The organism is Dietzia sp. DQ11-71, from assembly GCF_014144995.1.
Lineage (GTDB): Bacteria > Actinomycetota > Actinomycetes > Mycobacteriales > Mycobacteriaceae > Dietzia > Dietzia kunjamensis.
This window is the reverse complement of the sequence record NZ_JAALDT010000104.1, coordinates 1-11,499: the sequence shown is the minus strand read 5'-3', so window position 1 is coordinate 11,499 and position 11,499 is coordinate 1. Positions and strand designations below refer to the sequence as shown.

The following is an 11,499-nucleotide window of genomic DNA, read 5'->3' as shown; positions in this document are numbered from 1 at the left end:
GCGGCTGACCGGTGGGGGCCTCAGTCGCGGCCCAGCAGTCGGTCGGTCTCGCGGCGCTCCCGCTTGGTGGGCCGCCCGGCTCCCCGCTCCCGCCGCGGCTGGGAGGCCAGGACCTCCTTGGGCGGCGGCGGGGGCGAGTGATCGACATAGCAGGTCGCGGCCACCGGGGCACCGACCCGCTTGTTGATGGTCGTCACCACCTCGAGAATGCGGACCCGCCCCAGTGCGCCGGTGATCTGCACTCGGTCGCCGGGAACGACGGGCTTCGACGGCTGCACCGCTTCGCCGTTAACCTTGATGTGCCCGCCACGGCAGGCGGCCGCCGCCTTGGTCCGCGACGGGAACAACCGCACCGACCACGTCCACGCGTCCACCCGAACACTCATGGGGCCGAGGATAGCTGTGGCCGCCAGGGGCGCCTGAAACCCACCGACCTGTGCGTGATCCACCGATCCGTGTGCGATTCACCGCGGGAGCTCCGTCGGCGGATCGTCATCCGATCAGTGCATCACCGACCCCGCCCGCGAACCATCGTGGCGGGTGCAGACTTTTCAGGCGGGTGCCGGACCCCGGGGCTCAGGCCGCGACGGGATAAAGGACCCGACGGACTTTCTCGGCCAACAGGCGCGGCTGCTCGAGATCCGCCCACCGCCAGTGCAGGATCCGATAGCCGAGAGCGAGGAGCTCGGCATCCCGGTCCTTCTCACGGCCGAGTCGGCGCCTCACCTCTGCACTGTCCGCGCCGTCGAAGTACTTGCCGAACCCGTCGCACTCCCCTATCACCCCGAACTCGCGCCACAGGAAGTCCACGCGGGCGATGCGGTTGCCGTGCCTGCCGATGATGTCCGCCTGGGTCTCCGGCGCCGGGAGTCCGAAGTCGGCCAGCGTCAGGCGGCTGAGCGTCTCGGCCACGCTCTCGCTCCGGCCGTCGGTCAACGCCATAGACGCCCGGGCTCTCTTGATCCCCGAGCGCCCGGCCGCTTCCTCGAGCGCGCGGTCCAGAGCGGCCGGGTCGATCAGTTCCCCGTGGAGTGCCGCATCCGCGACGGCCACACCCGCATCCCGACCAACGGTCCGCGCGAGATCCATTACAGTACGCGCGGGAGCAGTGACTCGCAGGCCATCAACCCGGGTCACCTCGTCCTCGCGGAGAGCGCCGAGATGATGCTTCATCGCCCGGGTCGTGTGGGTTCGCCAGCACTGATGGTCTGCCGAGACCGCAACCTTTCCCAGAGGCAGTCCCCACGAGGGCAAGCCGTGTATGAGAGCCGCGGATGCGTGCGAGAACACCGGGGAGTCGAGCGCCGCATCCGCGGCCAACACGTTCAGCAGGTGCCGGTCCTCTTTCCGAAGTCGGCGGGCTACGCCGTCCACGTAGTAACCCGGTCTGAGACGGACCAGGTCGCCTGAGGAGACCGCCCGGCTCATCCGCTGAGAGGTCATGCCGTCGGCTCGCAACCGAGAGGCCGTCAGGAGGAGGGATCGCAGTTCGCTCATGTCAGTCACGACCCGATAATGGCCGGGCGCCGTGCTCGACATGCCGCCCCTGAGCACCCGGAGCACGCCACCTGTGGAGGGGGAAGACCCCTGTGGATATCGCGGTCGCGCATGACCGGCCCTTCGCGACAACCGCAGATCGAACGACGATCCACCGAGCGATCCCGCCTGGTGGATCGCCGACCGATCGGCGGATTGGGGCCGGCGGGATGATGGAGGGTGCGGGTGCGGGTGCGGGTGGGGCTGGCGAGGCGGCGGTGGCAGCGCTGGCGGCTACAGCCCCTGCCAAGCCCGCCTGGGGCCCGTGCGAGACTGGGCTCACACTTTGAAACGAGTTCCCCTGGAGGGCCCATGACCGACGCCGCCGCCACGCTGGAGCAGCTCCTCGACGACCGCTACAGCTGCCGGGGATTCACCTCCGAGCCGGTCCCGGAGGAGACGATCGACCGGATCTTCCGCATGGCCCAGCGCACCGCATCGTGGTGCAACTCGCAGGCCTGGCAGGTGGAGCTGGTGACGGGACGGGCCACGGCGGCGTTCGGCAAGCATCTCACCGACCATGTGCTCTCCAACGACATGCGCTCGGATTTTCCCGCCCCGGAGCGGTATGACGGTGTGTATGGCGACCGCCGCCGGGCGAGCGGCTTCGGGCTCTACTCGGCGCTCGGCATCGAGCGGTCGGACACGGACGCGCGGCTGCGTCAGATGCTGGAGAACTACCGCTTCTTCGGCGCCCCGCACGTCGCGGTGATCACCTCGGACGCGGGCCTGGGCACGTACGGGGCGGTGGACTGCGGTGGATACGTGTCGACGTTCCTGGCAGCCGCCACGTCGCTGGGCGTCGCCACATGCGCCCAGGCAGCGATCGCTCTGTACTCGGATGCGGTCCGCGAGCACCTGCAGATCCCCGAGGACCGCCTCATCGTCTGTGGGATCGCATTCGGCTTCGCCGACGCGGACCACCCTGCCAACACGTTCCGGGCCGAGCGCGCCGACCTGTCCGACGTGGTGCGCCGCCACGGTTGATCCGGGCTCGGCTGCGGCGGGCTCGCCTGATCCGGGCTCGGCTGAGCCGTCGCCGCGACTGCGCCCACCCGGGCCGCAGCCGGATCAGCACGGCTGGCGTCAGTACAGCTCGCGCTTCTGATCGGGCTTGCCGGAGATGGCCTTGCGGACCTTGTTGCCGTTGTAGATCGCCACGATGGCGGCGAGGATCGCCACCACGGTGAAGAACGAGCTCGCGAACAGCGCGATCGGCAGCGACACGGCCGTCACGCCCAGAGCGATAGCGGTGGTGCGCGCATCCTTGCGGACCTGCTGCTTCTGCTGCTCGATCGAGTTCGGCTGGTAGGGCTGCATGCTCATGTAGTCAGGATTCCACATCCCGGCGAACTGCCGCGTTCTCGGTGGTGGCCACCCCTGCGGTCTCCCACTCGACCCCGCCGGAGGTGCGCGTGGCCAGGATCGGCCCGACCACGTCCAACTCCCCCGCGACGGTCAACCGCACGCGCCGGCCGTAGTCGACATCCATCACCCGGGCCCCGGCGGAGCGCAGCGCCCCCTCGAGACCGCCGGCCACGGCGTGGTCGACCTCGGCCGTCCACGCGGGGGTGCGGGTCACCTCCGCGACGCGACCAGTCCGCCACGCGGCGTCGACCGCCCCGGACACCGCCGCCGAGTAGGCCCGCGCCAGCCCGCCGGTGCCCAGCTTGGTGCCGCCGAACCACCGGACCACGACCGCGCACACCCCGGTGAGGCCACGTCCCCGCAGCACGTCCAACATGGGGGTGCCGGCGGTGCCGGAGGGTTCACCGTCGTCGCTTGACCGCTCGATTCGGCTGGCCCCGGGAACGTCCACGATGAAGGCACTGCAGTGGTGGCGAGCCGACGGGTGCGCCGCCCGGAGTTCGGCGATCAGGGCGCGGGCGTCCTCCTCGTCGTCGCACCGTCTCAGCACGGCCACGAACCTGGAGCGTTTCTCCTCGTACTCCCCCGTCACGTCCGGTCCGGCGGTGAGCCGGAGCACGCGGGGCGGGGACTCTGTCATGGCCCCAGTATCGCCGTCGGTCGTTGATGCGCGCAGTTCGGCCTGCGGGTGTCGTTCGCCCCTCCCCGCGGCGGCGCGTTTTCCCTACGCTGGGCGGTGTGACCTCACCGAGCCAAGCGACCCCGCCCGACACGAGCGCGACCGCCACGACCGTCCCCGCCGGCGCCGACCCGCGCGACGAGATGTTCTCCGTCTGGGCGCCCGGGGCCCGCGCGGTGGGGTTGGTGCTGGACTCCCCCGACGCCGACCCGGTCCCGATGCGCCGCGCCCCGGGCGGCTGGTGGACGTCCGGCATCCCCCGGGAGCAGGGCAGAGACTACGGATTCGTGGTGACCGGCGACGACGACGAGGTCAGCCCGCCGCGGCCCGACCCGCGGTCGCCGCGTCAGCCGAACGGGGTCCACGGGCTGTCTCGGGTACACCGCCTCGAGGAGTCCCGCTGGACGGACCAGGCGTGGACGGGACGGCAGCTGGCCGGATCGGTGATCTACGAGATGCACGTGGGCACGTTCTCGGCCGGCGGAACGCTGACCAGCGCGATCGAGCACCTCGACGAGCTGGTCGAGCTGGGCGTGGACATGGTCGAGGTGATGCCGCTCAATGCGTTCAACGGCGAGTACGGCTGGGGCTACGACGGGGTGGCGTGGTTCGCGGTGCACGAGCCGTACGGCGGGCCGGACGCGTTCCAGCAGTTCGTCGACGCCTGCCACGCTCGAGGGCTCGCGGTGTGTCTGGACGTGGTCTACAACCACCTGGGTCCGTCCGGGAACTACCTGCCGGAGTTCGGGCCGTACCTGTCGGCCGCGGACGGGCCGTGGGGTTCGGGGCTCAACCTGGACGGTGAGCACGCGGGCGAGGTGCGGCGCTACATTATCGACAACGCCCTGCGCTGGTTCGACGAATTCCACGTGGACGCGCTGCGGCTGGATGCGGTGCACGCGCTGCACGACGTCTCCGCCGTGCATCTGCTGGAGCAGTTGACGGTGGAGGTGGAGTCGCTGGCGACCCATCTCGGGCGGCCGCTCTCGCTCATCGCCGAGTCGGATCAGAACGATCCGCGGACGGTCACCGCGCGTGAAGGTGGCGGCCTCGGGCTGGACGGGCAGTGGGACGACGACGTGCACCACGCCGTCCACGCCGCCGTGTCGGGGGAACGGCAGGGCTACTACGCAGACTTCGGGTCGCTCGAGTCGCTGCGACAGGTGCTCACGGGTGCGTTCCTGCACGCGGGGACGTTCTCGACGTTCCGCGGGCGCGTGCACGGGCGGCCGCTGGATGTGAGCCGGGTGCCGGGGTCGCGGTTCGTGGCCTACACGCTGACGCACGACCAGGTGGGCAATCGCGCGGCCGGCGACCGGCCGTCGATGAACCTCACGCCGCAGCAGCAGCTGGCCAAGGCCGCCATCGTCCTCTGTTCGCCCTTCACCCCGATGCTGTTCCAGGGTGAGGAGTGGGGCGCGCGGACGCCGTTCTGCTTCTTCACCTCGCATCCCGAGCCGGAGCTGGCCGAGGCTGTGCGTGAGGGCCGGACCCGCGAGTTCGCGGCGATGGGCTGGGATCCGGACACGGTGGCGGACCCGCAGGATCCGGAGACGTTCCGTCGCTCGGTACTCGACCGCACGGAGCAGGCGGCCGATGAGCACGCCGTGATCCTGCGGACCTACCGTGCGCTCATCGCTCTGCGGAAGGCCGAGCCCGAGCTCAGCGACCCGTGGCTGGGCTCGGTCCGGGTGGACTGCGGGGTGGAGGCCGACGACAACCGCTGGCTCGTGGTCCACCGCGGGTCGCTGGCGCTGGTGGTGAACCTGGGCACCGAGCCGTCGCGGGTCCCGCTGACCGGCGAGGCGGTGTTCGCCTCGGGCGCGGTCGCCGACGACGACTCGGTGTTCTGCCAGGCGTTCGGCTTCGCGGTGCTGCGGACGCGCTGAGACGACGTCACGGTGGACGCCGCCCGCGCGTGAAATCAGGTCAGGTCAGGTACTCGTACGCCGCGGTGCCCGGCTCGAGGCGCTCACAGTCGATGCGGGAGGCGTCCATGCGCTCGAGCAGCGAGTGCAGGCCGGTGGCCGAGCCCAGCTCGATGCCCACGAGCGCGGCGCCGTACTCGCGGTTGTTGCGCTTGAGGTACTCGAACTGCGTGATGTCGTCCTCGGGCCCCAGCACCTCGTCGAGGAAGCGGCGCAGCTGGCCGGGCTCCTGCGGGAACTTCACCAGGAAGTAGTGCTTGAGTCCCTTGTGGACCAGGGAGCGTTCGATGATCTCGCTGTACCGCGAGACGTCGTTGTTGCCACCGGAGACCAGGCAGACGACGGTGGCACCCTCGTCGATCTCGAGCTGCTCCAGCGCGGTCACCGCCAGTGCCCCGGCGGGCTCCGCGATGATCCCCTCGTTCTGGTACAGCTCCAGCATCTCGGTGCAGACCGCGCCCTCGTCGACGGTGAGGACCTGGATCCGCTCGGTCATCGAGGAGATGACCCCGAACGGGAACTCCCCCAGCCGTGCGACGGAGGCGCCGTCCACGAAGGTGTCGACGGTGTCGAGGGTGACCGGCTCCCCCGCCTCGAGCGCCCGGGTCAGGGACGGGGCCCCGGTGGGCTCGACGGCGACGATCTTGCAGTCCGGCGCGTACTCGGCGAGGTAGGTCGCCAGCCCACCGACCAGCCCGCCACCGCCGACGGGGACCACCACGGCATCGGGCGTCTCGTCGAGCTGGGCGAGGATCTCGGCGGCGATCGTGCCCTGTCCCGCCATGGTGTCGGGGTGGTCGAACGGCGGGACCATGGTCGCCCCGGTGCGCGCGGCGTCGGCTCGGGCGGCGGTCTGGGCGGCGTCGAAGTTCGTCCCCGTCACCACGAGCTCGACCGAGTTCCGCCCGTGGGCGAGGATCCGGTCGCGCTTCTGCTTGGGCGTGTTGGTCGGCACGTAGATCCGGCCGTTGATGCCCAGCACCCGGCAGGCGAAGGCGACGCCCTGGGCGTGGTTGCCGGCGCTGGCCGTCACGACGCCGGCACTGCGCTCGTCACTGTTCAGCTGCGCCATGAGGTTGTAGGCGCCGCGGATCTTGTACGAGCGGACGTCCTGCTGGTCCTCCCGCTTGAGCAGGATGTGCGCGCCGGTCTGCTCGCTCAGCCGCTCACTGACCTGGAGGTCGGTGCACCGGACCACGTCACCGATCCGGCGGGCGGCGGCGTCGATGTCGTCGGGGGTGACGACCTGGGTCGTGGCGGAATCGGTGACGGTCACAGCCACCAGTGTCCCACCGCGCCCACGATCACCGTCAACCCGGTCAGCCCGTGAGGCAGCCGGGGCCGAGCAGCGCCTTGAGATCGCCCATCAGCGAGGACGAGGTCTCGACCCGCAGGTGGTCGTCGAGCCGCAGGACGGTCGACGAACTTCCATTGACCAACCGCAGGTGCACGTCCGACGGTCCGGGGTGCCGCCCCAGGACCTGCTTGAGCGCGGTGACGGTCTCGATGGTGCACATCCGCGTCGGCAGCGTGAGCGCCAGCGGCGCCCCGTTGCCACCGACGACCAGGTCGGGCACCTCGAGGGTGTCGCCGAACACCGAGACGCGGTCCTCACGGATGTTGATGCGCGCCTTGACCAGCACCACCGCGTCCTCGGCGATGTCCATCGCCGCGAGACGGTACGTCTTGGGGAAGAACAGCACCTCGACACTGCCGTTGAAGTCCTCGATGGTGACGATCGCCCACGGCTCGCCGTTCTTGTTGACCCGCCGGTCGACGCCGGAGATGATCCCGCCGATCGTCACGGCGGTGCCGTGCGCGAGCTCGCCCTCGTGGATGGTGGCGATGGTGGTGTCGGTCTTGGCCTCCAGGGCGGCCTCGAGCCCGTCCAGCGGGTGCCCGGACACGTACAGGCCCAGCATCTCGCGTTCCAGGGCGAGCTTCTGCTTGATGTCCCATTCCTCGTCGGGGACCCGGACGGCGAAGACGTCGCCAAAGCCCGAGTCGGCCTCGGCGTCATCTCCCCCGCCGAACAGGTCGAACTGACCCACCGCCTCGGCCTTCTTGGTGGACATCACCGATTCCACCGCGTCGGCGTGGACCAGGAACAGGCCCTTGCGCGGGTGGCCGAGCGAGTCGAACGCGCCGGCCTTGACGAGCGACTCGGTGACCTTCTTGGTGCAGGCGGTCTGGTCGATCTTGGCCAGGTAGTCCGAGAAGTCGCCGAACTCGCCCTTCGCCTCGCGGGCCGCGACGATCGAGTCCACCACCTGGGCGCCGACGTTGCGCACCGCGCCCAGTCCGAAGCGGATGTCGGTGCCCACCGACAGGAAGTTGGTCCGCGACTCGTTGACCGACGGCGGCAGGACCTTGATGCCCATCTGGCGGCAGTTGGACAGGTACAGGGCGGCCTTGTCCTTGTCGTCGCCGACGGAGGTGAGCAGCGCGGCCATGTACTCGGCCGGGTAGTTGGCCTTGAGGTAGCCGGTCCAGAAGGACACGAGGCCGTAGCCGGCCGCGTGCGACTTGTTGAACGCGTACGAGGCGAAGGGCTCGATGGTGCCCCACAGTGCGTCGACGGCGTCCTTGGAGAAGCCGCGCTCGAACATGCCGCCGGAGAACTTCTCGTACTCGGCGGCCAGCACCTCGGCCTTCTTCTTGCCCATGGCCTTACGGAAGCCGTCGGCCTCACCGGCCGTGTATCCCGCGAGTTCGCGGGAGATGGCCATGATCTGCTCCTGGTACACGATCAGGCCGTGGGTCTCGCCGAGGATCTCCCGGAGCGGTTCCTCGAGCTCGGGGTGGATGGGCACCAGTTCCTGCTTGCCGTTCTTTCGGTCGGCGTAGTTCCAGTGCGTCCCCATGCCCATCGGCCCGGGGCGGTACAGGGCGAGGGCGGCCACGATGTCGTTGAAGCCGGTGGGCTTCATCCGCTTGAGCAGCTCGCGCATGCCGCCGGAGTCGAGCTGGAACACGCCCAGCGTGTCACCGCGGGCGAGCAGCTCGTAGGTCGCGGGGTCGTCCGTGCTCAGGACGTCGAGGTCGATCTCCTCGCCCCGGTTGAGCTTGATGTTCTCCAGGCAGTCGCCGATCACCGTGAGGTTGCGCAGGCCCAGGAAGTCCATCTTGAGCAGGCCGATGTCCTCACACGACGGGTAGTCCCAGCCGGTGATGATGGCGCCGTCCTGCGCGCGCTTCCACATGGGGATCACGTCGAGCAGCGGCTCGGAGGACATGATCACCGCGCAGGCGTGCACGCCGGCCTGGCGGACCATGCCCTCGAGCCCGCGGGCCGTGTCGTAGATCCGCTTGACGTCGGGGTCCGTCTCGATGAGCTGACGGACCTCGGCGGCCTCACCGAAGCGCTCGTGCTTGGAGTCGGTGATCCCGGACAGCGGGATGTCCTTGGCCATGATCGGCGGCGGCAGTGCCTTGGTGATCCGGTCGGCGATCGCGTAGCCGGGCTGGCCGAAGTTCACGCGCGCGGCGTCCTTGATGGCGGCCTTGGTCTTGATGGTGCCGAACGTGATGACCTGGGCGATCTTGTCGGCGCCCCACTTGTCGGAGGCGTAGCGGATCATCTCGCCGCGACGGCGGTCGTCGAAGTCGATATCGATATCCGGCGCCGACGGACGCTCGGGGTTGAGGAACCTCTCGAACAGCAGCCCGTGCTCGATCGGGTCGATGTTGGTGATCTTCAGCGCGTACGCGACCAGGGCGCCGGCGGCCGAGCCTCGGCCGGGTCCGACCTTGATGCCGATGGAGCGGGCGTGCTCGATGAGGTCACCGACCACGAGGAAGTAGCCGGGGTAGCCCTTGCCCTTGATGACCTCGAGCTCGAACGCGGCGCGGTCGAGGTACTCCTGCGGGACGCCGTCCGGGAACCGCCACTCCAGACCCTTCTGGACCTCCCTGGCCAGCCAGGTGTCCTCGGTCTCGCCGTCGGGGACGGGGAACTTGGGCATCCGGTCCTTGGGGGCCCAGATGTCGTCGTACGGCTGGACGCGCTCGGCGATCCACAGGGTGTTGTCGCAGCCGCCGGGGACTTCGGTGTCCCACTGGGCGCGCATCTCGTCGGCGGACTTGAGGAAGTAGCCGTCACCGTCGAACTTGAAGCGGTTCTCGTCGGCGAGGGTCTTTCCGGTCTGCACGCAGAGCATGGCCTCGTGGTAGTGGGCCTGCTCGCGGGTGACGTAGTGGCAGTCGTTGGTCACCAACGGCGGCATCCCCAGGTCCTTGCCGAGCGTGAGGAGGTCCTCGCGGACCCTGCGCTCGATGTCGATCCCGTGGTCCATCAACTCGAGGAAAAAATTGTCCTTGCCGAAGATCGACTGCCACTTCTCCGCGGCCTCGTAGGCCTCCTTCCTGTGGCCCAGGCGCAGCCGCGTCTGGATCTCACCGGAGGGGCAGCCGGAGGTGGCGATGATCCCCTCGGAGTGCTCGGCGAGGATCTCGGCGTCCATGCGCGCCCACTTGCCCAGCTGCCCCTCGTAGGAGGCCAGCGAGGACAGGCGGAAGAGGTTGCGCAGGCCGGTGGCGTTCTCGGCCACCATCGTCATGTGGGTGTACGCGCCGGAGCCCGCGACGTCGTCGCTCTTCTGGTTCTTCTCGCCCCACAGCACGCGCTTCTTGTTGAACCGCGACTCGGGGGCGACGTACGCCTCGATCCCGATGATCGGCTTGATGCCGGTCTTGACGGCCTGCTTGTAGAAGTCCGACGAGCCGTACATATTGCCGTGGTCGGTCATCCCGACCGCCGGCATGCCGAGCCGGGAGGCCTCCGCGAACAGCGGGTCGATCTGCGCCATCCCGTCGAGCATCGAGAACTCGGTGTGATTGTGCAGATGCACGAACTGGGATCCGCCCACGCAGCATTCCTCCTACGACTCGTCCGGCCCAGTGTAGGTCGGATCCCCGACAGTCCCCGAAACCCCAGCGCGGGCCGAGCGTGGCTGCCTGCCGGCCAGCGTGAATGCGATCACCGCGACCCAGATGAGCGCGAACCCGACCCACTGCACGGCGTCGAGCCGCTCGCCCACGACGAGCAGTCCCCAGGCCATCTGCAGCACCGGGACGATGTACTGCAGCATGCCCACGGTCGCCAGCGGGATGCGCTGCGCGGCCACGGCGAACAGCAGCAGCGGCACCACGGTGACGAGCCCGGCGGTGGCCAGCAACACCGAATGCCCGGCGCCGTCGGTGGTGAACGTGCCCGCGCCGGTCGCACCCAGCCACAGCAGCAGGGCCAGCGCGAACGGGGCGATCACCAGCACCTCGCCCGTCATCCCGATCACCGGGTCAACGCGCAGCTTCTTCTTGAGCACGCCGTACATGCCGAAGCTCATCGCGAGGATCACCGAGAGGTACGGGAAGTGGCCGTATCCGGCGGTGAGGACCCCGACGGCGACGACGGCGAGGGCCACCGCGAGCCACTGTGGGCGATTGAGTCGTTCGCGGAACAACAGGACGCCCAGCAGGACACTGACCAGCGGGTTGATCGTGTACCCGAGGGCGGCCTCGGTGACGCGTTCGGAGTTGACCGCATACACGTACACGCCCCAATTGGCGGTGATGAAGACGGCGGCCCCGCCGACCCGGGCCCACGAGACGCGGTCGATGGCCCACAGGTCGCGCCAGCGCCGCAGCACGGTGAGCACGACGGCCATGACGACGAGCGACCACACGATCCGGTGGCCGACGATCTCGACGGCGCCGGCGGGCTCGAGCAGCGGGAAGAACGCGGGGAAGAACCCCCAGAGGGTGTACGCGGCGATGCCGGCGACCATCCCGCCGGCCACCGACTTCTCGCTGTTGCTCACCCGCCGGCTCGGCCCCTCGCTGCTCACCGGCGCAACCCTAGCCAGGCCCCGGATCGGCCCCGCATGTCGAGCCCTTTCGGGGGTGGGTGCCGTCGGTGGGCGCGCGGGGCTCAGGCGGCCGGGACCGGGCCGTCATCCGGCAGCGGGAAGGCCGCGTCGACCTGCTGCG

At 69.6% G+C, this 11,499-nt stretch carries 9 protein-coding genes; 2 read left to right on the top strand and 7 right to left on the bottom strand.

The annotated features are described in order from the left end of the window. Window positions 1–20: 20 nt before the first annotated feature. Both G6023_RS04270 and G6023_RS15875 read right to left on the bottom strand, forming a co-directional pair. Window positions 21–386, bottom strand: coding sequence for an RNA-binding S4 domain-containing protein (locus G6023_RS04270; RefSeq protein WP_120285930.1), 366 nt, complete (start codon window positions 384–386; stop codon window positions 21–23). A gap of 190 nt (window positions 387–576) precedes the next feature. Continuing rightward, window positions 577–1,053 (bottom strand): putative endonuclease domain-containing protein, encoded by a 477-nt coding sequence (locus G6023_RS15875; RefSeq protein WP_240341422.1) that lies wholly within the window; start codon window positions 1,051–1,053, stop codon window positions 577–579. A 795-nt stretch (window positions 1,054–1,848) separates the two neighbouring features. Here G6023_RS15875 and G6023_RS04260 point away from each other — a divergent pair. Further along, complete coding sequence (locus G6023_RS04260) at window positions 1,849–2,523, top strand: nitroreductase (protein ID WP_120285832.1); 675 nt, start codon at window positions 1,849–1,851, stop codon at window positions 2,521–2,523. Between the two features lie 99 nt (window positions 2,524–2,622). Here G6023_RS04260 and G6023_RS04255 read toward each other — a convergent pair whose 3' ends face one another. Together G6023_RS04255 and G6023_RS04250 are read right to left on the bottom strand one after the other, a co-directional pair. Further along, window positions 2,623–2,862 (bottom strand): hypothetical protein, encoded by a 240-nt coding sequence (locus G6023_RS04255; RefSeq protein WP_067713823.1) that lies wholly within the window; start codon window positions 2,860–2,862, stop codon window positions 2,623–2,625. A gap of 4 nt (window positions 2,863–2,866) precedes the next feature. Continuing rightward, window positions 2,867–3,544 carry an IMPACT family protein gene (locus tag G6023_RS04250; protein WP_182634176.1) on the bottom strand — a complete coding sequence of 226 codons (678 nt, stop codon included), beginning with the start codon at window positions 3,542–3,544 and terminating at the stop codon, window positions 2,867–2,869. A gap of 98 nt (window positions 3,545–3,642) precedes the next feature. Between G6023_RS04250 and treZ the strand changes: the two genes are divergently transcribed. Beyond that, window positions 3,643–5,472: a malto-oligosyltrehalose trehalohydrolase gene (gene treZ / locus G6023_RS04245; protein WP_182634175.1), complete on the top strand. Its 1,830-nt coding sequence runs from the start codon at window positions 3,643–3,645 to the stop codon at window positions 5,470–5,472. Between the two features lie 40 nt (window positions 5,473–5,512). Here the strand turns inward: treZ and ilvA are convergent, their stop codons facing one another. The 3 genes from ilvA to rarD are packed head-to-tail and all read right to left on the bottom strand — an operon-like array spanning window position 5,513 to window position 11,297. Continuing rightward, window positions 5,513–6,787 carry a threonine ammonia-lyase IlvA gene (ilvA, locus tag G6023_RS04240; protein WP_182634174.1) on the bottom strand — a complete coding sequence of 425 codons (1,275 nt, stop codon included), beginning with the start codon at window positions 6,785–6,787 and terminating at the stop codon, window positions 5,513–5,515. Window positions 6,788–6,830: 43 nt separating this feature from the next. Further along, on the bottom strand, window positions 6,831–10,379 hold the full coding sequence (gene dnaE / locus G6023_RS04235; RefSeq protein WP_119192934.1) for a DNA polymerase III subunit alpha: 3,549 nt from the start codon (window positions 10,377–10,379) through the stop codon (window positions 6,831–6,833). A gap of 12 nt (window positions 10,380–10,391) precedes the next feature. After that, entirely contained in the window at window positions 10,392–11,297 is a 906-nt protein-coding gene (rarD, locus tag G6023_RS04230) for an EamA family transporter RarD (RefSeq protein ID WP_120285928.1), read from the bottom strand. Window positions 11,298–11,499: the final 202 nt, after the last annotated feature.

Coding starts and splice junctions, on each gene's coding strand:
- G6023_RS04255 (WP_067713823.1), bottom strand. CDS start 2,862: ATGAGCATGCAGCCCTACCAGCCGAACTCGATCGAGCAGCAGAAGCAG.
- G6023_RS04270 (WP_120285930.1), bottom strand. CDS start 386: ATGAGTGTTCGGGTGGACGCGTGGACGTGGTCGGTGCGGTTGTTCCCG.
- G6023_RS04260 (WP_120285832.1), top strand. CDS start 1,849: ATGACCGACGCCGCCGCCACGCTGGAGCAGCTCCTCGACGACCGCTAC.
- rarD (WP_120285928.1), bottom strand. CDS start 11,297: ATGGTCGCCGGCATCGCCGCGTACACCCTCTGGGGGTTCTTCCCCGCG.
- G6023_RS04250 (WP_182634176.1), bottom strand. CDS start 3,544: ATGACAGAGTCCCCGCCCCGCGTGCTCCGGCTCACCGCCGGACCGGAC.